Origin of the sequence: Cylindrospermum stagnale PCC 7417, assembly GCF_000317535.1 — a bacterium.
Lineage (GTDB): Bacteria > Cyanobacteriota > Cyanobacteriia > Cyanobacteriales > Nostocaceae > Cylindrospermum > Cylindrospermum stagnale.
In genome coordinates this window covers 6,108,929-6,133,198 of record NC_019757.1, presented here as the reverse complement: position 1 = coordinate 6,133,198, position 24,270 = coordinate 6,108,929, and the positions used below count along the sequence as shown (strand labels likewise).

Here is a 24,270-nt window from a genome sequence, read left to right as displayed (position 1 = left end):
TTATAAACTGAAATGGTGAAAATAAAATGTTATTGTTGAGCAAAATTCCTTTACACAACAAGTTACTCATGAACATTTTCAGTATATAACCAGTTGCCATAGCAGTTATATGGTGCCTGGTGGTGTGATGTGCGCCCCCACCCTAACAGACATTACCCGCGCTTGGGCACTTCTCGAATATTTCCGCACCAATTGGTTAGAACCTGTTTGGTTGGGTTGTTCTTTAGAACGTTATGAACAAATCCAAACTTATGATGATTTTCGGGATTGGTTAGATGAAGACAAAAATCACCGAGAATCAGATTTAGGTTTTTATTGGCGCATGGGTTTAGATATCGGTTTAGATAGATATGGCGTTGGTGTTGGTAAATATGTGACTTGGGGATATTTGCCACACGAAGATAAATATCAAAAACCAACTATTGAAGGTCGAAATGCGGCGTTAATTATGAAAAGTGGTGTGTATGACAGTGTTGCAGACACACACACCTTGATGGATCAGGCTTTTGTCCGCGAGAACACAACCCGCTCTTGGTATGATGAAGGCAACGAGGATATTCATCCAAGCGATCGCACCACCAAACCCACCGCCAACAACGCCAAAGACTTCAGCGGTGCCTATTCCTGGTCAAGCGCAGTACTCCACCAAGACTTCGGACGTTTAGAAGCAGGTGCCTTAGCCCGTCAACTAGTCGCCGGTGGTAAACATGGCGAATCTTGGCAACACCAAGACGGCTTTATTCTCGACGTCTTCAAAAAAATGCGCGGTGCAAACATTCATGTCCGGCAACTAGCACGAGTTCACGAACTTGTCAAATTATATCGTCAAGCCGAACATTGCCTACGCGAATTCAAATTAAACGACCCCTGGTACATCAAACCCAAAGAAAAAGATGGACGCGGATGGGGTGCAACCGAAGCAGCGCGGGGTTCCCTATCCCACTGGGTAGAAATAGAAGGCGGTAAAATCAAAAACTACCAAGTTATCGCCCCCAGCACCTGGAACCTCGGCCCCCGTGACAGCCAAGAAACACGCGGACCCCTAGAACAAGCCTTAATCGGCACACCCATCCACGACTCCGCCGATCCTGTAGAAGTAGGACACGTTGCGCGATCGTTCGACTCCTGCTTAGTTTGCACAGTTCACGCCCACGACGCCAAAACAGGCGAAGAACTAGCCCGTTTTCGCACAGCTTAAATGATGTTTCGCGCAAAGACGCAGAGAAAAACGCAAAAACTCTCTTAGTTTCCTCTTTCTCTGCGTCCTCTGCGCCTCTGCGGTTCGTTTCTCTTAACTGTCAGTTCCATTACAAAACGAACAGAAACAGTAAGCTACGCTGTTAACGCGCTCCAAAAAAACTAACATTTATAAGGTAAACTAGTGTCCGATTTAGAACTACACAAACATCTTCCACTCCTACCCGAAGCAGCACTACAAGAATTTACAGAATGGTGTGTATTAGATCAAGCAACAGCCGCCGGATGTAAACTAACACCAGATAAAACCAAATTAGATAACTTACCCCCAAGCGAATACATCCCCAAACTCATAGATCAATTCATGAAAGTCAAACCAGACCCCATCAAAGCTGGTTTAGTTGCAGTTATCGCCGGACAGCAATCAGACAAACACAATTTATCTGGTTTAGCAGCCCTAGTTGATTTTGTATCACTTTACGTCAAATACTTAATTCCCAAAGACGGCAGCACACCAGAACAAGCAGAAGAGATATTAACAAAAGCCGGACAACACCAGTGTGAAAAACTAGTAGAAATTGCCACCAAACACGGCGTAACCTTCTAGATTTCTAATTCTAAATTCCCTCGTTCCTAGCCTCCGGCTGGGAACACTATTTTAGAGGCTTTGGGAGATGTATATTTTACAATTGCAAACTTCCTCAAAGGTTCACCAAACCAAGACTTATCTGAATAGCTTTATCTACCTGTTCCATTATTGCTGGAGGTAAAATTCCCAGACGTTTTATTAGTCTTTACCTGTCAATTGAACGAATTTGATTGAGGAGTACCACCGAATCTATCTGTAAACCCCCTTCTGGTACTTTAATCAGCACTTCTGTGGGATACAAAGGTTCTGTAAACTGGGAGGTGATAGCAGCGACAACAGTTATAGGACTGTGCTGGTTAGAAACATCGTTTTGTAAGATTAAAGCTGGACGTGTCTTTTTAATTTCTGCCCCAACAGTTGGATCGAAATTGACCAAATACACTTAGCCACGTTTAGGGTAAATTATTTTTCGTTTATCTGACACGCTTCTTCTTCCAAATCAAACCACTCTTCAACCAACCCCAAATCACGTTCTGCACGTTGGATAGCGCCTTGTTTCAACTGTTCTCTAACGCGGGCTAAGGCTTTCTCATTAATATAGTATTGTACTGCTTCATTAATAAATCGACTGCGTACACTTTCAGCGGGCGTTTCCGCGCCATCGTCTAGTGTCTCCTCTGGAGATTCGCCTTTTTCGATAACTTGATCAATTAGTTTAATCGTCTCTTCTGGCAAGGTGATGTTAATCCGGCGATGCATGATTTATGGCTTTGGCTTGCACATCAATTCTTATTGTACACATTTATAATGTATGTTTTGGAAAAAACTGCGGCTTTATCTTGCCGATGTTTCAGGAAATACTGTCTCAACTCTTGGTTAGACATAGAAGCCTAATTAACTTGACTTATTAAAGTACCTCACCATTTAAAGAATTGTAAAATTGTAGATTGGGTTAAGCAGATCGCAACCCAACAATAAACGTGTAAATGTTGGGTTCTCGCACGGTAAGCCCAACCTACAATTGCTTTCTTCCTCTTCCTTTGCGCCTTTGCTACGAGTGCGTGAAACTCATTCCACCGCATCAAACCAAACAGGCGTAACATCATCCACAACACCATTATAATTGACAGTAACTTCCTCGCCTTCAGCTATATCCTGATAAGCAATCACCTCAATCACCCTTTTAGCAAAATTTTTCACATAAAGCGCATTAGGATGATAAGAATGATTAAAAAGTGACGCCAAACCTAAAGCTATAGCGCCACTTTCTCCATGCCAATTAAAATAATAATTAAATAAAACCGTATGAGTAATTAATTTAACTTGCTCTTTGGGGATAACAATCACACAAGCTTTTTCAATAACTTCTCCTTTAGCAAAATCCTTATGGGCAAATATACCTCTACCTTTAGCCTCTGTATCACGAACTACTAGCATGATTTGTGAAGAGTATTTTAGGGGAATAACACTCCAGATGCAGAGAAATAAAACTAGATTTTTGTCAAGGATTTAGGACTGCTAGAGTAACTATATAGTTAATCAGAGTGCTGCCATACAAAAGTTCCGTAAATATTAAGAGTTGAACTTGATAAAAATCCCATGCTAACTATTATCGGCTGTGGTAATCTCAACCGTAATGATGATGCCGTAGGCGTAATTATTGCCCAACGCCTACAGCAATTTATCGCCCAAAATCCTCACCCCAACGTGCGCGTTTATGACTGTGGCACAGCCGGCATGGAAGTGATGTTTCAAGCCAGAGGCAGCAAAACATTAATTATTATTGATGCTAGTGCCACAAATTCCGAACCAGGTGCTATATTTAAAGTCCCAGGTAAAGAACTAGAGGCACTGCCAGAACCTAGTTATAACTTGCATGATTTCCGCTGGGATAATGCTTTAGCTGCCGGGAGGAAAATCTTTCAAGATGACTTTCCCCAAGAGGTGACAGTTTACCTCATTGAAGCAGCAAATCTTGGTTTTGGATTGGAGTTAAGTCCTGCTGTCGAACATGCTGCTAATTTGGTTTTTGAGGAATTAACCGAACTTATCAGCAATCCAAAATCTAAAATCTAAAATCCAAAATCGCCTTATGCCCAATCGCGGTAAACTGATAGTTCATCTACCCGCATTTCAAACGGCATCCCGTTACTCTCAGGGGGACAGACGCGGATTTTAGCGCTATCGATAATGCCGTTGAGTAAAGTCCCCATTGGCACGATTTTTTGCAAAACTCGCCAGTTAGTAACTTGATCAGGACACTCAATTACCAACGTCAGCACACCCGCACGGGTTGTGACATACCACCGACAATTAGATAATAGAGTTTGAATTGTGCGATCGCAAGCTTCATAAAAGTATCTACTAATAGAATACTCCAGTTGCTGCCGCAGGATAATATCTGCTGATGACGGTTGCATAGGATGGGAGTCATCATCATTGGAGAAATATTTCTTTCTAGCCATCTCGCTTCAGTGTCCTAGTTATATTCCAATTGTCATTGCATAAAGTACAGCCTTATCAGTTCCGAGAAACTCTTGAGTTTCATCATCATAGTAAGCACCAATGCCACTACACTCAACTCCCCAATAGTTACTAAATAGATACACTCTTTGTCCTAAAAATCCGGCTAATTGCAGAGCAGTTTGATAATTTATATAATCGGACACAAAAAATACAGTTACCGCGCCATCTCTAGCAATAGCTTGGTTAATGCACAAGTAACCCGTCTTTTCGCTAAAGTTACCCGCCTTAATTAAATGTGTACCTTTATATAACCCAGGTGACATCCCCTCTACTCGATGCACCACCGAGTAAATTTCTATTTCCTCAAAATTCTCAGTCGGTATTGGCTGCTGAACGGCTTGGAAAATTTGCCAATAATCTTTCTGGGAAATAGAGTACTTTTGAAACCGTCTAATAGAACGTCTATTCCAAACGGCTTCAAAAAACTTATCTTGACACAAATCAAATTGAGGATACTCTAGTTTTTGCTGACGACTAGGTTGTACAGATGTTGCTTGATAAGCATCTTCAACAAATTGATTAGGTTCAAAATAATCAGTCCCAGACACAAAAGGAACTTTTAGCCTTAAGCGTCTGACTTTCTTCTCTTGCGCTTCTCCCGATATCACACAACCAGTAATAAACTCTTTATTCTCAAAGCCTAAATCTGCATTTAAACCGAGTTTATCAAAATCAAAGATTAATTGGGTGTTTTTCTCGTGAAGATAAGCTGAAGCAGCAATTGCACCTAAATGATGTCCGCTATCTAGAAAGCAATATCTCATGCTTCTGTCTTGATATTTCCAGCTAGACCTATAATAAACACAACCGATTAAAAAAATGAATCCGTTGATACTTTTTCCCGGTATAATATAACTCTCCAACCCATCATCAATTAATTCATAAATCAGAGTTAGATAATTATTCTCAAGTTCTAGATGGTAGATACCATCGATTATCCCCTCCACACCACGAATCTGGACGTAAACCTCTGTCGGATACAAAGCACCTGCTGATGGATTTACCCGCAGTTTATAGGGGACATCTTTATACAGCTTCTCAAAGGTAATCGCACTACTTAACCAGATGAAAGTATGATTTGGATTATCGCCATTTAATTTCAATCTCCGATAAAACTTGGGATAAACTTTAAATGCAGATGGTTGGGTTGATGCATCTACATAATTTGGATCAATCTGTACCGATAAGTAAGAATGTTTAGTTTTTTCGTGATAGTTTTCCCTATAAATCTTATTTTGTGGCATTCTTAATCAGCCTTAATACTTCTATATTGCTAGCAAAATCAATAGCTTTGTAATCATCCAAATTTCGTAAATTCATGTTAGGATGATGCTCTAGCAACAACTTTACAACTTCTGTTTTGCCGGCTGATGCTGCATACATTAAAACAGTTGCCCCATTATCATTTTGGTTGTTAATGTTAATTTTGGCGGCAATCAGTAAATTAATTAAATCGTAGTGATTGCCAAAACAAGCAAACCACAAAGCATTATTGTTATCGTTATTCTTGGCATTGATATCCGCACCTGCATTAATTAGTTCTTGAACAACTGTAGAAACGCCTTCTCTAGTAGCTTTCATCAAAGCTGTATCACCATTATCACCAGGCTGATTTAAATCTTCAGCATTGTAGCCTTTTGCTATTAGCCATTGGCTGGTGAATGTACTCAAGTCTTGTCTACTTTTTTGACTCATAACTATTTATACTCATGAAAGAATGGGTAAAAGTCATGGCGGATATTACCCACCATGCTTAAAAAATGATATTTGAATCATCAAAAAATTGTGGTAGCTTACGAACCATTTAGTGCTGCAAGTAAACATAAATTTAATAATGCTAGATTTACCTCAGCATCTAAACATTACCTATCTATTCAACAAAAGGATTTTTACTTTTTGAAAACAGACAAAAAATATACTAATTTAGAACAGACTTACCTGTAGGGTGCGTTCCCTAACGCACGAGTTTAAACTCAAACGCTAATAACTTCTATTTTTTGTCAATGCGTAAATCCTATAATTACTCAAGGTTTTAATTATTAAATTAATGCTGTAAGTAGCATTAATTGCCTGGTTAGCTTATTAACCCATATTCACTGGTTAGTACTTTATACCCATTAGTAATTCGACTCAAAATTAAGGTAAAAATCTTTGAGATAATTCTGCAATCGTTTTTTGTTGAAGTCTAGGTTGACTAGCAACTTAGTTATATATTATCACCCTAATAAGTTTGAATAATGAATGATTTATGAAGATCCCTAGACATAAAAAATTAAAAAATGCAGAATAAGTAATAATGTTTACATTTAATTTTCTGAATTTAGGATATTAGCAAGTCAGTAGGTTTGTTCTATATTCCGTGCTGTATTCAAATAATAAGTAATATATGTAACCGTCATATCTTGCTAATGATTTATTAAGAAATTTCAAAGAACTTACTGAGCGATATAAAATTTTGCTAGTCTATACAGTGCAAATAACTAGAAAGTCAACAGAATATGGAAGTTAGCGCTCGTAATTTTCTCAAAACTACTGTGAAAAAGATTGTAACTGGTTCAGTTAATACTGAAGTGACTTTAGAACTAGCACCAGGAGTAGAAGTGGTGTCAATCATCACAAAATCATCAGCGGAAAAGCTGGGACTGGCAGAGGGTAAGCAGGCTTATGCTTTAATTAAATCTTCAGACGTGATAGTTGCTGTTGATTAGAAAATAGTTGCTTTGCTCCAATTGAAAATTCAAACCTCAAAAAATAATTTATTAATTATTGAATTTTAGATTTGGTTAAAATTGGAGCAATTACAATTATAAAATTATTTTATTTAATTAGGTTGCTAGTCTTGAATATATCTGATTAATTTAAATAAATCTGTTAAAATCCTAATTATACATGATCAATAATCCGCAGATAAATAGCGCGGGCAGTTTCTCTGTCTATTGTTAAGGATGTAGTGTTTTTAATTTTAATAATCCAAGCGGGAAAGCGTTGTTCTAAAGTGATGTTAGTGCCTGAAGTTATCCCCATTGAAATCAGTTTTTTCCGGATTGTTTCATCTTGAGACTTACAGAAAATGACGATTCCTCGCTCTCCTGGTTTCAGCAATTCTAATGAGCAGCCGATAATAGTAAAGGGGGTATACATTTGTAGAGTTAAGGGTGAAGTTTATAAATATCTACAGTGTACTTTCTAAAAGTAAGGATGAAGGATGCAAAATATCCTTCATCCTTTTTTAAGCTATGACTTCAACGCTTACCAAGAATAGTAAACGAATCAATGCTTTATACGAGATAAGCTTCTTGATGTGTTTTGATTGTGCAATTAGAACGGGGATAAGTAACGCAAAGTAGAGCGTATCCCTTTTCCATTTGCTCATCATCTAAGAAGATTTGATCTGATTGATCAACTTCACCTTCTGTAACTTTACCAACACAGCTAGAGCAAGAACCTGAGTGACAAGAGAAAGGTAACTCAATACCGTTTTCTTCTGCTGCCGCTAGGATGGTGGTATCTTCGTCAACTTCAATTGTGGAGTCGAGGTTGTCTTTTTTGTTGATTAATCTAACTTGATAGCTTGCCATTTTCCGATTCTCCTCAAAAGTTATAGGATTAGATTTATTTCTTGAAGTTGTTAAATATCCCCAACTTCAAAGCCTGTCGATATTGATTTAATGGGTTCGTAGAATCGCTGTTTTGGCTGTAGATGCGTAGCGGCTTCTTGTGGAGTGGCGCTACTAGGAACTACGCTCACTAATCAATATCGCCATGACTTACTACTACTCTTCAAGAAACTGCGCTCTCTGCGTCTACGGGGAGTCTCTACAGATGACTTGTTGCTCAGGAAATTGTGAAGGACATCCACACTAATATTTTCCCAAATCAATCCCCAATGGGATTAGCTGCAAGGTACGCCGGGTGGTGTACAGTCACCTGTTTTAAAGGATTTTCCACAACCGCAGGTATCTGTTGCATTGGGGTTAGTGAACTTAAAGCCACTTTCCATTACTCCCTCAACAAAATCGATAACCATTCCGTCTAATAACGGCATACTTTTGGCGTCAATGTAAAGCAAAACACTGCCTTGTTGAATTGCTAAATCATCTGGTTGTGGTTTGCTGGTAATATCGATTCCATACTCATAACCATTGCAACCACCATCTTTTGCGGAGATGCGGACACCTTTGTTTGCGTCGTTAGTTTCGGGAGCGGAACCCCGGACGAACGCCCGCAGACGAAATTCTGCTTTTTCAGTTAAAGTAATAGTCATCAAATCTCCTGATTAGTAGCGATTAGTTGTTGTGATTTATGGTGTGGGTTGTTTGGGGGTGATGTAGCTTTAAACCCACGAATTATCGTTTACGCGCTATGTGAAGAGAAGTGGCGCTTTAGACTTCACACTCAATTGATGGGGGGTGCGAATATCTCCAGGGTGCAGTATTACCGCATACTGGACAAGCGCGATCGCGATATGAACGACGTTTGGCAAATTCCAGCCGAACTAAATCCATTGTCAGCAGTTGCGACAATAGCGGCTGACTAAACCCGGTAATCAGCTTGATAGCCTCCAAAGACGCCAGACAAGCCAGTGTCCCCGAAACAGCCCCCAGCACAGAAAAGCCGCGCCGATCCCAATCAGGCTTTTCTGGAAATAGACAGGATAAACAAGGAGTTACACCGGGAATAATCGTCGTCAGGTAAGCTTCCATCCCGTCCATTGCGGCTTCTACCATTGGCTTACGCCAGCGCACACAAGCCTCATTCAACAAATTGCGCTCTGTAAAATTGTGGGCGCAGTCAATAGCCATATCAGCGGATTGCACCAACGCATCTACATTTTCCGGGGTGACGTAATCATGCACCGCTTCCACTTGGACATCAGGATTAATCGCATCCAGAGTTTCTTTGGCTTTGAATACCCTTGGCTTTCCTATCCAATCGTCTGTCATGAGAACTTGACGATTCATATCATCTCGCCGCAAGTCACCACCCCGGACTAAGATTAGCCGTCCGACACCCGCTACTGCTAGGTAAAGTGCCGCTGTACCACCTAATCCCCCCACACCTGTAACCAAAACTGTCGCTGACTTCAGGCGTTTCTGAGCTGCTTCACCAAAATTAGGGAGCATCATTTGGCGACGATAGCGTTCTAATTCGGTAGGCGTCAGGTTTACCACTTTTTACCTCCTAATCAGAAGTGATTTCTGTCAGCTTGACTACATTCTTCGCCTTGTCATTAAAGACTTTGAACAGCTTTTGTTCCTGGGGTGTTGATTCAAGAAATACTTCATAGGCTTTTTGGAAAGCCGCAGAATATTGATTTAATTTTTCTTCTGGACTCAAGTCAGCAGAATTATCATCAATTTCATTGATGTATTGAGAAAACTTTTTCAAAATGTGTAACCGATTAACATGCACAACGTCATGGTCGTAGGGCAGGTTAAAAAAGTGAAAAAACTCTTCTGCATCTACGAGTTTCTTGAATTCATCAATAGTTCCGCTCATTTACCATTCTCCAATTCTTTTAGCTGTTGCTTGAGCTTGTCTAACTTGTCGTAGATTTCAAAAGTTTCAGCCGCAACATCCATAAGTGTTTTGTAATCTGTTGGCAGCCCTTCTGCTAAATCATGCAGATCCATCTTCATTTGACCAGCTTTGCTGTTTAGCTTTCTAATCTGCCCTTTCAGTTCCTCAATCGTCATTAGTTGTTTGTCCTTTGTCCCTTATGCTTTTTTATTAGTCATTAGCCCTTGACTAATGACCAATGACTAATGACTAAATTAGTTGTTTGTCCTTTGTCCCTTATGCTTTTTTATTAGTCATTAGCCCTTGACTAATGACCAATGACTAATGACTAATGACTAATTACAGGCTGCCTACTTCGGGAAAGCGCTTCGCTAAATCAATTCCTTTTTGGACAAAACCTTCTCCCTCTTCTGCTAATTTTTCTAGGGAGTCAAAGCCATAGCGATGAGCATCACGCAAGGTTTTTACAGTTAGTAACAGACGACTAGAAAAGACTAGCGCCCAGCCAAATCCTTCATGGCTCAAATCAACTACAACCTGAGAAATCAAACCTGTTTCTTGTTCAATACCAGCAGCTACAGCCCGAAAAAATGCCATGATTCGTGCTTGAGTTGCCGGATCAACTTCACCTTCAATAGAAATTTCTCGTTTCTTTTGTTTGGTGACAATAAAGGGTTTGAGAATCAAATCATCCGACCAAGTGCGATAAAATCCATAGCTATCTTGACCACGGATTTGTTTGACTAATGTCTTGAGGAAAGGTGAGTTTAACTCGGCAATTGTGGTGGTTCCGGGTACACTATTATTTGCGGTCATACGGTTGCTTCGTCTTCAACTTCATCGAGAAATGTAGCGGTTTTTGGCTGTAAAGCTTTACGCAGCCAAGGGGGAGGATTGCCTTTGAGAGTTTGCACTAACTTATTTAGTACATCAGCAATTTCTTCTTCTTCTGATTTCGCCTTGACTGGGGTAACACCCTTTTTGATTAAACGAGCGGCAGCACTACCACCAATTGCGAGAACATAAACAATGGTGCAGTCAACTAAGGCGTCAAGTTTGGGTGTGATTTTATCTTCATTCCCGTCTTCTTTGAGGTCGCCTTCAAATTTCAGAGTTTCGAGAAATTGATATCCCTTATCGGTGATTTCATAAACATCAATTTCTTTGGCCCATCCGAAGTGGGCATTAATATGAATCCGGTCACTGGTGGTGAAGGCGATTTTCATCCTAATTTGTCCTTTTTCAGTTGTCATTTGTCAGTTGTCAGCTGTTAGTTATTAATGAAGATGGATTCATGACTAATGACTCTTCTTGCTCTAAAAATAGGTTGCCGATGCCAAACAAAAGTTCCATCGTGCCGCGATAGCCAACCTTTGTGAACTGACCATTGCCTAAACGGTCATAAATGGGCAGTCCGAGACGATAGAGAGGAATAGAGAGCCGTTTAGCGATCGCCTTTACATTAGAATTACCAATCAGCAAATCAGACCCTATCGCCAATTCTTCAAAGTCTTCTAAGTCGCCAATGGTCACGCTTTTGACCGGAAGTTTCTCTAGCAATGGTGAGCGTGTAGTTGTCACCGCTGCATGAATTTGACTTCCCATCGATTGCAAAAAAGCTACCATTGACCACAGCAAATCTGGTTCTAAAGCTAAGGATACCCGTTTAGCACCAAAGTAAAAGTGCGTGTCCAACATCGCATCTTGTAATTGACGGCGTTGACGGCGGTATTTTTCTGGGACGCTATTACCGCTGAGAACAGCTATTGCTTGGAGGAACTCGTCCACCGGCTCTAATCCCGTCAAATCACTAAATACTTCGTAAGCTGTGCCAAACTGCTCTTGCAGTATCTTGGCTGCACCGCGCATACTCTCACCCAAAGCGATGGTGAAAGCCGAACTACCCAAAGAACGTAGCTGTTTGAGAGTTGTCCCGCTAACCGTCATCGCACTATAACCATCTTCTAGATGTCCATCTAGTGAAGCACCCAAGTCAGGTACAAAAATCGGTTCTAGTCCAAAAGCGGTGACAATTTCTCTAATTTCCTGCACATCCCCCGGTGTAAAAGTGGAACCTGCCAAAATCGTTACTTGCTCAGGTTTAACACCACCAGCTTGGGGAATTTCCTTAACTATGCTTTCAACAGCAACAGCAAAGCCATCTTGCAAAGCACCTTTAAAATCTGGGGTTGGGGCGTAAATGACCGCTAAATGATTTAGTTCAGGATGACGTGAGCGAATTTCTTTTAAGAAACCCTCAATATCATCCCCCCTAGTTTCTGTTAACCCAGTGCTACATAAACCAATAATTTCCGGGTTAACCTTTTCTACCAAGGTGAGAATTGCCTGTTCGACATTTTCTTCACCACCCAAAATGGTAGTTACTTCTGTCATCGCTGTGGTAGCTAGGGGAATCGCTTCCCGGAAATGCCGCACTAACACAACTTTGGCGAAAGCAGTACAACCTTGGGAACCGTGAAATAAAGGTATTGTCCCCTTCAATCCCAAAAAAGCTAAAGATGCACCCAAAGCTTGGCTTTGCTTCAGTGGATTAACTGTTAGAGCTTTATTCTCAAAATTAACGATCGCCATGATTGAATTTCAAAGGGACAGAAAAGAGGAAGAGAATCACAAATTAAAAATGCCTTATCCCATAATTGAGATTCTTCATTTTTAATTTTGAATTTTGAATTGCTTAGTCCCAAGGTGCGGGCTTACGGATTTGCTCCCACACAGGGCTGTAAAGGGCTTCGTACAGTTCCCGTGCCATTTCAATCATCCCCACGTAACCTGCATAGGGATGGTGGCGTTCTTGGTTAATATCGAGGAAGGGAATCCGCGCTTTTAGAGCGGTGTACTGGTTCCGTCCCCCAGCAATCAGCATATCTGCTTTAGTTTCTTTAATCAGTTCTAGCAATTCCTGGGCGTTACCCTTTTCCAGCATGATGCCATCTTGACCGATTAATTTCTTAATCTTGGCTTTGTCTTCTTCTGTGCTTTTGCGAGTGCTGGTAGCGACAACTTCTATCCCCACATCCTTAGCAGCGGAAATAATTGACCAACTCTTGACACCGCCAGTATACAGCACCACACGCTTACCTTTGAGGCGATCGCGATAAGGAGCCAACGCCAAATCCAAAGCCGCTGTTTCTTCAGCAATCAGCTTTTCTGTCCGTTCTTGCAAATCGCGATCGCCCAATTTAGCCGCAATATTCCGTAGACACTGATTGACATCATTAATGCCGTAGAAAGACTCTTCAATATAGGGGATGCCGTAACGCTCCTCCATCTTTCTCGCCATATTCAGCAGCGCCCGTGAGCAAATCATCACATTCAGCTTGGCGCGGTGAGCGTAACGAATTTCATTGTAGCGAGCATCACCCGTAATTTTTGATAAAACCCGAATGCCTAACTTTTCTAACAACGGCAATACACCCCACATTTCCCCAGCGATGTTATACTCGCCGATTAAATTAATATCATAGGGTGTAGTAAATTCCGGTTCAGCAGTGCCAACTACATATTCCAGCAAAGATTCACCGCCAAAGCGGTTACCTAAATTTTTACTACCAATAAAGCCAGGAGCAATCACCGGGATTACAGGAGTACCAGTTTTCTCAGCCGCAGCCTTGCAAACAGCATCGATATCATCACCAATCAAAGCCGTTACACAAGTAGCATAGACAAACACCGCCGCCGGTTGATAGCGTTTCTGAAGTTGCAAAATCGCCTGATAAAGCTTTTTCTCGCCCCCGAAAATCACATCATTTTCACCCAAGTCAGTCGTAAAGCCCATCTTGTAAAGCTGCGGCCCAGAAGAGAGACTACCACGACTACCCCAGGAATTACCAGCACAAGCGATCGGCCCGTGAACCAAATGAGCAGCATCAGTAATTGGCACTAAAGCAATCATCGCTCCATCAAAAGCACAACCCCCTTGAGCCGCACCTGGTTGGGCTTGTTGCGCGCAAGACTTATTTTTCTTTTCACTTTGTTTATGCTGATTATGTTCGCATCCTGGCTCACTAAGCAGCTCGTTAACTTTGCCTTGGGTAGTTTTCATCTATATTCTCGTGCTGGATAGAAATTGTTTTTTTGTCATTAGTCATTTGTCCTTTGAATAACGAATAACCAATAACTAATAACTAATAACGAATGACTAATGACTAATGACTAATGACTAATGACTAATAACTAACAACTAACAAATGTATTTCGTGATATCCTCACCACAATCATCAGCAAGATAAGATAAAGCCCGAAACCGCATACCCACAAACTCGTCATACAAAGGATTGAGTTTGCACAGTGGTGGGATATCGAAGCTCCGCCCAAATACTTGAATACTGCGCTCAAAGGGGCAGCAGCAAGGAATTACCTGACAAACTAGGTGAGCAAAGCGGGAATTTTTAACCGGGATTCCATCCACCAAGCGCCGCAAAGGATTGAGGAGACGTTGGATGGGGTTTCCTGATCTAACATTAGGGGGGGAGTAATGAGGGTGAGAATGAGAATGAGTAGTAGATTCCATCTGACATACCTGATATAAATGCGAGAAATGAGAACGGGGATTGGGTCGTAGATAAATTTCCTATTTCCCAACCCCCAATAATTACTTGATGAGTCCTTCATCAAAAGTCAATAGTCAGTTATTTTTCCCTAATGACTAATGACCAATGACCAATGACCAATGACATTCTTAACGAATCAAGTCGTAAGAAATATCGGTCTTAGAAGGAATGTTGGTGTTGTGGTCGATATCATCGAAGATTGTGTTCACAATCCAGTTGAGCAAGTTGATCACACCTTGATAACCGATAGTGGAGTAGCGGTGTAAGTGGTGGCGATCCATGATGGGGTAACCAATTCTCACTAAAGGAGTCTTGGTGTCACGCCACAGGTACTTACCATAGGAGTTACCGATCAACAGGTCAACAGGTTCAGTGAACATCAAAGAACGCATGTGCCACAAGTCTTTACCACCCCAGATTGTTGCGCTCTTACCGAAGGGGCTAGCATCTAGCACCGCTTGCAGTTCTTTCTCGAACACTTCATTGGAGTTGTTAACCAAGATATGCACTGGTTCAGCACCCATTTCCAGCATGAAGCCAACAACGCTGTAAACTAAATCTGGTTCACCGTAGATAGCAAAGCGCTTGCCGTGTATCCAAGAGTGGGAGTCAGTCATCGCATCAACTGCGCGACCACGCTCAATTTCCAATTCTTCAGGAATAGCAATACCTGACAGTTCGCTGAGTTTCATCAAGAACTCGTCAGTAGCCTTAATACCCCAAGGACGGCAAACTGTAACTGGTTGCTGCCACTCTTTTGCAATGTACTCGCGGGTTTTAGGGGTAGAGTGAGCTTGCAGTGCGATCGTTGCCTTAGCATTGATTGAATCTGCTGCATCTTCCAGCTTTGTACCACCTGGATACATATCAAACTCACCAGTGTTAGGTGAATCTAAGTAGTCGCTGTTGTCAGCCAGAATTGTATAGTCAAAACCGAACAAACCAGCAATCCGCTTGATTTCTCGGTTGTTGCCAACATAGGTATCAAACCCAGGAATGAAGTTGATTTTACCGTTGCTTTTTGCCTTCTTCTTGCCTGCTGTCAGGTTAGAAAGAATACCCTTCAGCATGTTGTCGTAACCCGTAATGTGGGAACCAACAAAGCTAGGAGTGTGAGCGTAAGGAACTGGGAAATCTTGAGGAACTGAACCAGCTTGCTTGGCGTTGTTGATGAACGCTTGCAAGTCATCCCCAATTACTTCTGCCATACAGGTGGTGCAGACAGCAATCATTTTTGGCTTGTAGAGTTGGTAAGAGTTAGCCAACCCATCAATCATGTTTTGCAGTCCACCAAACACCGCTGCATCTTCAGTCATTGAAGAAGACACACCAGAGAATGGTTCTTTGTAGTGACGGGTTAAGTGGGTACGGAAGTAAGCCACGCAACCTTGAGAACCTTGGACAAAAGGCAGAGTACCTTCAAACCCAACAGCAGCGAAGATAGCGCCTAAAGGTTGACAACCTTTAGCAGGGTTAACAGTTAAAGCTTCACGAGCGAAGTTCTTTTCACGATATTCCCAAGACTTCGTCCATTCTGCAACCCGTTGTACTTCTTCGGGGCTGTGGCCGTTTTCAAACTGCTTTTTGTTTTCAAATAACTGCTGATATTCCGGTTGGTGGAATAGCTCGACGTGATCTTGAATCTTTTCTGGATTTTGTGGCATTTCTAGTTCTCCAAGCTTGCTGTAGTTTCTTACCGGGAATGAGGATGCGCTGTGGAAGTCGTAGGGGGTTTCCCCGCCCTCTTGCTCTTGCTTTGGAGGAGAGTAGAAATACAACTCAAAACTCAAGATACAAAATTCAAAAATTTGAACTTTGAATTTTTAATTTTGAATTTCCAACTCCCCCTGGAGTGTTTACCACCCCAGGCTATCCCTGTACGGACGGGAGAACCCCGCCCCTACTCTCTCCCAGTTCCCTAGGCTTTAGCTGTAGCTTTAGCTGTAGCTTTAGCTGCGGCTTTCTTATTCCAAGGAGCGCCGATTAATCCCCATGTTGGGCTGTTAAGAGCCAAATCCATGTCACGAGCGAAAATAGCAAATCCGTCGTAACCGTGATAAGGGCCGGAGTATTCTTTTGATGATTTAATCGCTTTCAACAGCTTTATGTTTGCAGTAAGCAGTGTCAGTGCTAAACATTGCTCGCTAATAACACATTTATTTTTAGGCTAAATATAGGCTAAAGACTCAGCCAATATAGTTCAAAGAATATCCCCCCGCCTATGGCGACCCCCTTAAAAAGGGGGTGAAGGAAGAAAAATTCCCTTCTTAAAAAGATGGGTGAGCAAATTTAGCCCTCCTGCTTTTTAAGGGGTAAAGGAAGAAAAAAGCCCCCTTTTTTAAGGGGGGTTGGGGGGATCTTCCGTATTGAAAACACATCTGTGCATAACCAGGGTAAGGACAAGTAACAATAAGCTGTCGCAGATTTAGAGCCTGTTTCATCTACCGACGCAGTTTTCTTGGCTCAAGTCTGCAATCACCACAAAAAGTACATCATGATAACAAAATTAACACTGGAATTAGAGCAAGTAAATCTGCGATTGAAGTCTGCAAAGACAAGGGTAACAATCCGGGAATCAAATGGATCTCTGCAATTACGGGCGACTTTACCAATTAAACCGGGAGACAAGGACATCAGGAGTACTGCGAGAAAACAATACAACATCACTTTGAATATTCCCGCTAACTTCGATGGACTAAAAACCGCTGAAGAAGAAGCTTATGAATTAGGAAAGTTAATTGCTCGAAAAACCTTTGAATGGAATGATAAATATTTAGGAAATGAAGCAATTAAAAATAACTCTGCCACCATAGGAGAATTACTCGAACAATTTGAAGCAGAGTATTTTAAAACTCATAAACGCACTACCAAAAGCGAACATACATTTTTTTATTATTTTTCCCGGACAAAACGCCACACTAACCCCCAAGATTTGGCAACCGCAGTAAATCTAATTAATTCAATCGAAAACATTGATAAAGATTGGGCGAGATATAATGCAGCCAGAGCTATATCTGCTTTTTGCACAACATTCAAAATCAAAATTGATTTATCTCATTTTTCCAAAATGCCTGAAAATAATTCCCGCAACATCCCTACAGATGCAGAAATCTCAGCGGGATTTTTCAAGTTTGACATTTACCTGACTAACAGAGGTAAGCAAGTTAATGGAAATGTTAAAGATAGCTGGCAACTTTGGCGCTGGACTTATGGAATGTTAGCTGTTTTTGGTTTACGTCCACGAGAACTCTTTATTAATCCTGATATTGATTGGTGGTTGAGCCAAGAAAATGTAGATTTAACCTGGAAAGTCGATAAAGATTGCAAAACTGGCGAAAGAGAGGCTTTACCGTTATATAAACAATGGATTGAGGAATTTGATTTAAGGAATCCTAAATATTTAGAAATGCTAGCAATGGCAATTAGTAAAAAGGACAAAAATAATCATGCAGAAATCACGGCATTAATCCAGAGAATTAGTTGGTGGTTTAGAAAAATTGGCTTAGACTTTAAGCCCTATGATTTACGTCACGCTTGGGCAATTCGAGCGCACATTCTAGGAATTCCCATCAAAGCAGCGGCGGATAATTTGGGGCATGGTGTGCAAGTTCACACCCAAACCTATCAGCGTTGGTTCTCCCTAGATATGCGAAAGTTAGCAATAAATCAAGCTTTAAATAAGCGAAATGAAGTTGATTTGATTAAGGAGGATAATGCCAAGTTGAGCATGGAGAATGAGAGGTTGCAATTAGAGGTTGAAAAATTAAAAATGGAGATGGTTTATAAACGGAGTTAAAGTTTTGTTGCAAATCAGTGATGCTCATACAAAAATATATGCCACTGTAGTAATATCTGAATATGCGGTTTTAATAAACAGCGATTTTCAGGTAAATAAACCAGGCTTTTTATCTCACGCAGAGACGCAAAGGCGCAGAGAGAAATCAAGAGTGTGTTCTAGATACGTGAAACCTGGTGTAAGCTGACTGTTATATTTGAGGCTATTAACTATCAAATGCTAGAAAAAGTAATACTTCATAATTTCAAAAGCCATAAATCTACAGAACTTAATTTCGATAGTTCCCGATTACATGGACTTGTAGGAAAAAATAGTGCTGGTAAAACAAGCGTGTTACAGGCAGTATATTATCTAAGTATGCTTACTAATTCATCATTTAGGGAAATATTTAAGTATGATAAATCACCCCAATTCATTACAACAATTGGGGAAACAGATATGTCTGTTACTGCGAGTGGTTTTTGGCAAGATGTAAATCAAGATAATTGGGAAGTTTCTTATTCCTATCATTTGAGACAGGACGGTATTAAGAGTTGGATTCCAGCAACATCATGGAAAATAGATGGAAATGAAGCTAGTTGGTATAAAGAAGAGACAAAAACACCAATAAAATACCCGGATGCAATTTGTAAATCTTTAAAACCTACTGTTTACCTAAAATTAGCTGCAAGTAATCTTGCCAAACCAGCTTACAGTGATAAAGTCAAACCCAAAGTTGAGTTTGATGGTTCGTTATTAGCACCAACTTTAGATTTTCTGCGTGATGAAGCTCCAGATAAATTTGAATTAATAGAAGAAAAGCTGAGTCGAATTGTACCAAATGTACGCAAAGTTGGCATCAAGCGGGCAAAAGTTCCAGTCATTCGCAAACGTTTAATCGAAGTTGATGGTAAATCTATTTCCTATGACGAAACTCAGGAAATGACAGGGCAAGAAGTTATATTAGATATGAATACAGGTGAACGTATTCCAGCCCATGCAATTAGTGAAGGAACAATGCTAACTTTAGGTTTGCTAACTGTGATAATGAACCCTAATCAACCTAATTTAGTTTTACTAGATGATATTGAACAGGGACTTCATCCCAAAGCACAACGTGACTTGATGACTGTTATTAAGCAAATAATTCAAGAAAATCCCAGCCTGCAAATTATTTTCTCTACTCATTCCCCATATATTATTGATGAACTTGTTCCTTCTCAAGTACATATATTGAATAACAGTAATTCAGGTTTCACAATCTCCAAACGCTTAGATGAACATCCTGATGTAGAATGGGCAAAACAAACCTTGACAACTGGTGAGTTTTGGGATGCTGAGGGTGAAGATTGGGTTGTTGCAGGAGAAGTCAGTGATTGAGTTTATTGTAATAGTTGAAAGTGGTGCAGATGCCAGAACAGCTACCAAATTAGCCGAGCGTGTTTTGATAGAAAAAGTCGATTGGTTAGAGGATGATACTCTTCAGTATTATTTTCAGTGGACTGGTTTAGAAGAAGGAACACAATATTCAAGATGGGACAAAATTGAGTTGATTGTAGAATCATTTAAGTCATCAGGTTTAAAAGTTCCAAAATATCGAGGTCATCATAGTAATGGTGTACCATTAAAAGCTGATGGAGCAACATCTAGGAAGGTTCTGAAATGCAACCTATCCTATTTCGTCACCGCTTAATTCCCATGTAGCCGCACATCAACTTGCTCAACTACTAGAATCGGACGAGCAAAAGCATAATGGCTAAACATCAAAGATTTTCCTTTACAGAGGGATATGATACCTTTGGTGTTCCTGAGCTAGCGTGATGTCTACGACTAGCTGAAAGCCTACGCATCCCTCTTTTCACCTATCGTAACGCAGCATCATCTCTGCAACCCCAATCTAATATGATATCCAGTAAATCACCCATAATGTAGAGACGTTGCATGCAACGTCTCTACATTAGTTAGCTGAATCATGTGTTTATCTGTAGGGTACGATTGTAAAGTTACTTAGAGATTTTAAATATTTTTGAATAAAGTGCTACATTGTGGCTGTTGGGAGTTGCGTAAACTTTATGGCAGACATTTCCTTCACAGATAAAAGTAAAATTGCTGAAATCATCAACACATCACCTCGGCTTAAATATCTTCTAGCGTTTACCTATCAAATTTCTCTAGATGATATCGTTTCTATTCGAGTAGATGGCGATAACTTCAAGGTTGATGTCAACACGAAAACAGATATGTTTCGTTTCAAACCGAAAGGGATAGAAAATGTGATTATGAAAAATCCTGAAATTGGTATTTTACAATTGCAATTTGATCCTGCATTAGCCCAAGGGATTTACAATATTGTTGATGAGTATGTACAGTAGTGCGATGGTGTAGTCGTAAACATCGCATCCCTCCTTTAACCTAGCCCAACGGGTAAATCTATGGCAAAAATAGTTAGAATATATACTTCTAAATAATATGAATCGCGTCAAGTCTAATCCAACAAGAATGTTTGCCAGAGCTACGATAATTCTGCTGCTGCTCTCAGTTGTAAGTGCTGTTTTCTTCAATTAGTCAGATGATATCAAAAAGGTACTAATAGGATTTTGGATTATTATTCCGCCCCTCTGGTTGTGGTTCGAGTTCTGTTACTTATACGAGCGGGGTATTACTGCATTTCCCAATGATTTCGAGAAATTTAAGTATAGTCAAGAACTTTCAAAAAACCTGTGGCTGTCTATCTCAGCAATCTTGTTATTGGTCTATTTTGGGAAACTTCCAGGTTTTTAGTAATATAAGTTTGAGATTATACAGTCATGTTCAAACACCCCTTTATAGAGTGGACAGTGTAATCAAGCAACTTGCAACTTAGGCGACAATGTACCCTAGGTTTGAACTTACCTTTTGTTTATATTCGACATCTGGGAATTTGGTACTATTAACAAAGCAGCAGATTCACAAAAACCACTATGGCAAAGCGCAAGAAAAGCAATCTCCAGTGGATTAAAGAAACCCTTGAATTAAAACCAGATCATCATTGGGACGGGACTCCTGGCTATAAGATTTTTGTAGCAGGTAGGGGGGCTGTTCGCTTCAATGTTCCTCAGAATTGGGTGTTTGAGCCACAAGAAAAATCATTCAAATTTATGGATCAAAAACCCCCCAATGATGATTGCTGTCTAGAAGTATCTTTCAATCATCTACCACCGGGAGACTGGAGTCTGTTTCCCATAAAATCCGCTTTGAGGAAAGCGATGGAAGAAGACAGTCGCAATATTATTGAAAGGGGAAAAATCATCACCGTCAAGCGGCAAACTGCCCGGATTGTCTGGATGGAGATTAAGTTTATCGACACCCAAGAAGAACCACGGGATGCTTTTTCGCGGACTTGCATTGGTTTAGGCTCGAATGTTCAGTGCTTGATTACCTTTGATTATTGGGCAGATCAAGCAGAGCAATTAATACCTGTTTGGGATGAAGTGATGCGTAGTCTCACCCTAGGACTGTATATCCGCGATCCTAGAACAGGTTTAGCTTTCCCTGACTGAAATAATGATAAACCACAAAAAATTGCCCTGAGTGCAATGTCTACAACAGGCGTAGCTGCAACACCGTTATTCTAGGGTGCGTTGTCGCAAACCGCAACGCACCATAATTTCAAACATCGCAAATGCCCGACAAAAGCTGATTTTTGCGATCGCCATCTCCATCTAAGGCCATTTCCACTACAAACTGCACCTACATCTCCTACAATGTGCTACATTTGGAGCGGGATAGTAACAAAGTTGCAAAGCTATAGTTTAGGTTCTATACACCTGACTGGTGCGCCATCCTTTGCGATCAGCGTATACCGCCTAGTACTTTAAACTATATCGTTTGATTAGCTCAGTTGGTAGAGCGATCGACTCGTAATCGATGGGTCACAGGTTCAAATCCTGTATCAAACCCCAGAAAGTTAGCTCAATTGGTTAGAGCAATCGACTCATAATCGATCTGTAGCAGGTTCGATTCCTGTACTTTCGCACAACCCTGTCCGGGTTAAAGGACACTACCCTTTTAAGGTAGCCAATATGGTACAGATCCCCAAAGGTCTGAAACCCTCCTTTTCTAAACTCTGTGGTGCAAGTGTTTTGCTGTCGGTCGTTGCTCGTAAGGGTGATGTTCGGTAGCTACAGTAAATGAGTTAGTGCAACTGCATTTCTCCCTAACTTGAGTTTGTCCCTTCGTTTTCCACATGGTCAACTGAACGGCATATTTGAGCGCGGTTTTCTTGATCTGGTTTGCTACGGTGCAGCCAGGACAAGGTTACAGCCATCTTAATCCAGTTTTGGAGCAGCTTTTGTCCACTCATGAACTGTCAACACTTGCGATCGCAGAGTTAAAAAAATGTTGTAGTATTGTATTACAAGCAGCTAAAATAAATCTGATATTGCAAATATGCAAATTACTATGTGGCAAACATTTTATATCAAACCTAACGAAATCGGCATTTTATATCACCGCAGCGACTTTAAGAAAATCTTGCAGCCTGGTACATATACTTACTTTGGTCGCCATTGGCAAGTCAAAACATACGACCTCAACCAGCCGGAAGCACAGATTGAAAACCTAGAACTATTATTGCGAAATCATGCAGATGAACTGCAAAAACATTTATTGATTGTCAGAACCGCATTTAATCAAACTGCTTTAGTCCACTGGGGTCGGAATTGGTTAATCATTACCCCAAATCAATTACGGGCATTTTGGCGTGGTTTTATTGAAGTAGAATCTCATCTCTTCAATTTAGAAGAAAGCTTAGAATTGCCTAGTTCTTTTGTGCAGCAATTGCGCTCAGTTGCATTGACTGGAATAAAAAAGTTCCAAATCTCTGAATATGAGATTGGTTTGCTATATCTGCAAAACAATTTTGTGCAACCTCTGGAACCAGGAGAGTATGCTTTTTGGTCTGTAGCTCAAGATGTGACAGTGCGGACTCTCAGCCGGATTGTGCCTAATCCAGATTTCCCCCTAGAAGATGTACTAATTGAAAAACATCCCAACTTTGTTGATGCTTACTGTGAAGTCGTACAATTACAGAGTCATCAAGTAGCGATTGTGCGATATCGGGGTAAGGTAATTTCTATTTTGCCACCTACAAGCCGCAAGTTATTTTGGCAAGGTGTGGAAGTGGAAGTTGTAGACATCAGCACAAATGCAAAGTTACCCTTTCCCTTGGTTGCAGAGTTAGTTGAAGGTGCAGCAGATGTAAAATTGCTCAGTCGCAACTGTTTGCATATCTGCCAAGTTCCCGCACAGCACGTCGGACTACTGTACATTAATCAAGAATTTCAAGCACAACTCCAACCAGGGGTAAACGCTTGGTGGTTGTTTGGACGTTCTTTTCAAACCGAAGCCATCGACCTGCGACTACAAAACATGGAAATCTCTGGTCAAGATATCCTTTCTAAAGATAAAGTACCTCTGCGTTTAAACTTAACTGCTGGCTTCCGCATTCAAGACCCATTGAAGGCAAAAAACGGGTTATCAGATATTTCCGGTTTCTTATACAAAGAATTGCAATTTGCCTTGCGTGGTGCAGTGGGTGAACGGACTTTAGATGCTTTATTAGAAGATAAAGGTGCAATTGATAGAAGTATCTCTGAATATATTCGCCAAAAAGCTGCTGAATATGGAATTGAAGTTGATTCTGTAGGTGTCAAAGACATCATTTTACCTGGGGAAATTAAGGCTATTTTGAGTAAGGTTGTTGAGGCTGAAAAAGCCGCTCAAGCCAACGTAGTCAGACGCAGAGAAGAAACTGCTGCTACTCGCAGTATGTTAAACACTGCCAAGGTGATGGAAGATAATCCGGTTGCATTGCGTTTGAAGGAATTGGAGGTTTTAGAACGAATTGCCGAAAAAATTGATCGGATTCAAGTTAACGGCAGTTTGGATAATATTTTGACAGACTTAATTCGCATGAATCCGCAGTGATGGGGGCAACTGCTTACAGGCAACAAGGATAGTATAATATTGGACAGTAGGTCTATTTACGAGAAAAGCGAGTATGCGACAGTCAGCTTCAAACTCTCAACAAAACCTTGCTCAAAAAATTGCAA

At 40.8% G+C, this 24,270-nt stretch carries 28 protein-coding genes, 2 tRNA genes and 2 pseudogenes; 12 read left to right on the top strand and 20 right to left on the bottom strand.

Going from position 1 to position 24,270, the window contains the following annotated elements:
• Positions 1-97 precede the first annotated feature (97 nt).
• Positions 98-1,198, top strand: a pseudogene (locus tag CYLST_RS25920) (nickel-dependent hydrogenase large subunit); the annotation flags it as partial.
• 183 nt (positions 1,199-1,381) lie between these two features.
• Entirely contained in the window at positions 1,382-1,804 is a 423-nt protein-coding gene (locus CYLST_RS25915; protein ID WP_015210702.1) for a hypothetical protein, read from the top strand.
• A gap of 187 nt (positions 1,805-1,991) precedes the next feature.
• On the opposite strand, the gene CYLST_RS36140 is transcribed toward CYLST_RS25915, so the two are convergent.
• From CYLST_RS36140 to CYLST_RS25900, 4 genes are all read right to left on the bottom strand, one after another.
• Complete coding sequence (locus CYLST_RS36140) at positions 1,992-2,228, bottom strand: type II toxin-antitoxin system PemK/MazF family toxin (protein ID WP_245587434.1); 237 nt, start codon at positions 2,226-2,228, stop codon at positions 1,992-1,994.
• Between the two features lie 20 nt (positions 2,229-2,248).
• Entirely contained in the window at positions 2,249-2,545 is a 297-nt protein-coding gene (locus tag CYLST_RS25905; RefSeq protein WP_015210701.1) for a ribbon-helix-helix domain-containing protein, read from the bottom strand.
• A 23-nt stretch (positions 2,546-2,568) separates the two neighbouring features.
• Positions 2,569-2,670 carry a DUF6887 family protein gene (locus CYLST_RS36865; protein ID WP_425389055.1) on the bottom strand — a complete coding sequence of 34 codons (102 nt, stop codon included), beginning with the start codon at positions 2,668-2,670 and terminating at the stop codon, positions 2,569-2,571.
• A 184-nt stretch (positions 2,671-2,854) separates the two neighbouring features.
• Positions 2,855-3,223, bottom strand: a complete 369-nt coding sequence (locus CYLST_RS25900; RefSeq protein WP_015210700.1) for an SET domain-containing protein — start codon at positions 3,221-3,223, stop codon at positions 2,855-2,857.
• 162 nt (positions 3,224-3,385) lie between these two features.
• Here CYLST_RS25900 and CYLST_RS25895 point away from each other — a divergent pair, with 162 nt between their 5' ends.
• Positions 3,386-3,862, top strand: coding sequence for a hydrogenase maturation protease (locus CYLST_RS25895; RefSeq protein WP_015210699.1), 477 nt, complete (start codon positions 3,386-3,388; stop codon positions 3,860-3,862).
• Positions 3,863-3,876: 14 nt separating this feature from the next.
• On the opposite strand, the gene CYLST_RS25890 is transcribed toward CYLST_RS25895, so the two are convergent.
• Genes CYLST_RS25890 through CYLST_RS25880 form a run of 3 tightly spaced genes read right to left on the bottom strand, consistent with a single transcriptional unit; the run spans position 3,877 to position 6,007 of the window.
• A complete protein-coding gene (locus CYLST_RS25890) occupies positions 3,877-4,251 on the bottom strand; it encodes a hypothetical protein (RefSeq protein WP_015210698.1) in 375 nt (124 codons plus the stop codon).
• An 18-nt stretch (positions 4,252-4,269) separates the two neighbouring features.
• Positions 4,270-5,556, bottom strand: a complete 1,287-nt coding sequence (locus CYLST_RS25885) for a nitroreductase family protein (RefSeq protein ID WP_015210697.1) — start codon at positions 5,554-5,556, stop codon at positions 4,270-4,272.
• A complete protein-coding gene (locus CYLST_RS25880) occupies positions 5,543-6,007 on the bottom strand; it encodes an ankyrin repeat domain-containing protein (RefSeq protein ID WP_015210696.1) in 465 nt (154 codons plus the stop codon). The genes CYLST_RS25885 and CYLST_RS25880 overlap by 14 nt, the downstream gene beginning before the upstream one ends.
• An 803-nt stretch (positions 6,008-6,810) precedes the next feature.
• On the opposite strand from CYLST_RS25880, the gene CYLST_RS25875 reads away from it, so the two are divergent.
• Positions 6,811-7,020 carry a TOBE domain-containing protein gene (locus CYLST_RS25875; protein ID WP_015210695.1) on the top strand — a complete coding sequence of 70 codons (210 nt, stop codon included), beginning with the start codon at positions 6,811-6,813 and terminating at the stop codon, positions 7,018-7,020.
• A gap of 175 nt (positions 7,021-7,195) precedes the next feature.
• Here CYLST_RS25875 and CYLST_RS25870 read toward each other — a convergent pair whose 3' ends face one another.
• The 13 genes and pseudogenes from CYLST_RS25870 to CYLST_RS36135 form a co-directional block, all read right to left on the bottom strand.
• Positions 7,196-7,453 (bottom strand): FeoA family protein, encoded by a 258-nt coding sequence (locus CYLST_RS25870; RefSeq protein ID WP_015210694.1) that lies wholly within the window; start codon positions 7,451-7,453, stop codon positions 7,196-7,198.
• A gap of 137 nt (positions 7,454-7,590) precedes the next feature.
• Positions 7,591-7,890 (bottom strand): 2Fe-2S iron-sulfur cluster-binding protein, encoded by a 300-nt coding sequence (locus CYLST_RS25865; RefSeq protein ID WP_015210693.1) that lies wholly within the window; start codon positions 7,888-7,890, stop codon positions 7,591-7,593.
• A 314-nt stretch (positions 7,891-8,204) separates the two neighbouring features.
• Positions 8,205-8,576, bottom strand: coding sequence for a HesB/IscA family protein (locus tag CYLST_RS25860; RefSeq protein ID WP_015210692.1), 372 nt, complete (start codon positions 8,574-8,576; stop codon positions 8,205-8,207).
• A gap of 118 nt (positions 8,577-8,694) precedes the next feature.
• Positions 8,695-9,483 (bottom strand): HesA/MoeB/ThiF family protein, encoded by a 789-nt coding sequence (locus CYLST_RS25855; protein WP_015210691.1) that lies wholly within the window; start codon positions 9,481-9,483, stop codon positions 8,695-8,697.
• 10 nt (positions 9,484-9,493) lie between these two features.
• Complete coding sequence (gene nifW / locus CYLST_RS25850; RefSeq protein ID WP_015210690.1) at positions 9,494-9,811, bottom strand: nitrogenase-stabilizing/protective protein NifW; 318 nt, start codon at positions 9,809-9,811, stop codon at positions 9,494-9,496.
• Positions 9,808-10,008, bottom strand: coding sequence for a CCE_0567 family metalloprotein (locus CYLST_RS25845; RefSeq protein ID WP_015210689.1), 201 nt, complete (start codon positions 10,006-10,008; stop codon positions 9,808-9,810). The genes nifW and CYLST_RS25845 overlap by 4 nt, the downstream gene beginning before the upstream one ends.
• A 163-nt stretch (positions 10,009-10,171) precedes the next feature.
• Positions 10,172-10,648, bottom strand: coding sequence for a NifX-associated nitrogen fixation protein (locus CYLST_RS25840; RefSeq protein ID WP_015210688.1), 477 nt, complete (start codon positions 10,646-10,648; stop codon positions 10,172-10,174).
• Positions 10,645-11,058, bottom strand: a complete 414-nt coding sequence (gene nifX, locus CYLST_RS25835) for a nitrogen fixation protein NifX (RefSeq protein WP_041233910.1) — start codon at positions 11,056-11,058, stop codon at positions 10,645-10,647. The genes CYLST_RS25840 and nifX overlap by 4 nt, the downstream gene beginning before the upstream one ends.
• Before the next feature lie 37 nt (positions 11,059-11,095).
• Complete coding sequence (nifN, locus tag CYLST_RS25830; RefSeq protein WP_015210686.1) at positions 11,096-12,424, bottom strand: nitrogenase iron-molybdenum cofactor biosynthesis protein NifN; 1,329 nt, start codon at positions 12,422-12,424, stop codon at positions 11,096-11,098.
• A gap of 103 nt (positions 12,425-12,527) precedes the next feature.
• Entirely contained in the window at positions 12,528-13,895 is a 1,368-nt protein-coding gene (gene nifE / locus CYLST_RS25825; protein WP_015210685.1) for a nitrogenase iron-molybdenum cofactor biosynthesis protein NifE, read from the bottom strand.
• 138 nt (positions 13,896-14,033) lie between these two features.
• On the bottom strand, positions 14,034-14,363 hold the full coding sequence (locus tag CYLST_RS25820) for a Mo-dependent nitrogenase C-terminal domain-containing protein (protein WP_015210684.1): 330 nt from the start codon (positions 14,361-14,363) through the stop codon (positions 14,034-14,036).
• 168 nt (positions 14,364-14,531) lie between these two features.
• Entirely contained in the window at positions 14,532-16,067 is a 1,536-nt protein-coding gene (nifK, locus tag CYLST_RS25815) for a nitrogenase molybdenum-iron protein subunit beta (RefSeq protein WP_015210683.1), read from the bottom strand.
• Between the two features lie 254 nt (positions 16,068-16,321).
• Positions 16,322-16,483 (bottom strand): annotated as a pseudogene (locus tag CYLST_RS36135) (nitrogenase molybdenum-iron protein alpha chain); the annotation flags it as partial.
• A gap of 414 nt (positions 16,484-16,897) precedes the next feature.
• On the opposite strand from CYLST_RS36135, the gene CYLST_RS25800 reads away from it, so the two are divergent.
• From CYLST_RS25800 to CYLST_RS25765, 8 genes are all read left to right on the top strand, one after another.
• Positions 16,898-18,199 (top strand): site-specific integrase, encoded by a 1,302-nt coding sequence (locus tag CYLST_RS25800; protein ID WP_015210682.1) that lies wholly within the window; start codon positions 16,898-16,900, stop codon positions 18,197-18,199.
• Between the two features lie 216 nt (positions 18,200-18,415).
• Positions 18,416-19,558, top strand: coding sequence for an AAA family ATPase (locus CYLST_RS25795; RefSeq protein ID WP_015210681.1), 1,143 nt, complete (start codon positions 18,416-18,418; stop codon positions 19,556-19,558).
• The gene (locus tag CYLST_RS25790; RefSeq protein WP_051056154.1) at positions 19,551-19,871 is read left to right on the top strand and encodes a hypothetical protein; all 321 of its coding nucleotides are present in this window, start codon (positions 19,551-19,553) and stop codon (positions 19,869-19,871) included. The genes CYLST_RS25795 and CYLST_RS25790 overlap by 8 nt, the downstream gene beginning before the upstream one ends.
• A gap of 379 nt (positions 19,872-20,250) precedes the next feature.
• Complete coding sequence (locus CYLST_RS25785) at positions 20,251-20,550, top strand: hypothetical protein (protein ID WP_015210679.1); 300 nt, start codon at positions 20,251-20,253, stop codon at positions 20,548-20,550.
• 588 nt (positions 20,551-21,138) lie between these two features.
• Positions 21,139-21,717, top strand: a complete 579-nt coding sequence (locus CYLST_RS25780) for a hypothetical protein (RefSeq protein WP_015210678.1) — start codon at positions 21,139-21,141, stop codon at positions 21,715-21,717.
• A 326-nt stretch (positions 21,718-22,043) separates the two neighbouring features.
• A tRNA-Thr gene (locus CYLST_RS25775) sits at positions 22,044-22,119 on the top strand.
• Positions 22,119-22,192: transfer RNA gene (locus CYLST_RS25770), tRNA-Ile, on the top strand. The genes CYLST_RS25775 and CYLST_RS25770 overlap by 1 nt, the downstream gene beginning before the upstream one ends.
• Before the next feature lie 426 nt (positions 22,193-22,618).
• Positions 22,619-24,145, top strand: coding sequence for a slipin family protein (locus CYLST_RS25765; protein WP_172642201.1), 1,527 nt, complete (start codon positions 22,619-22,621; stop codon positions 24,143-24,145).
• Positions 24,146-24,270 lie beyond the last annotated feature (125 nt).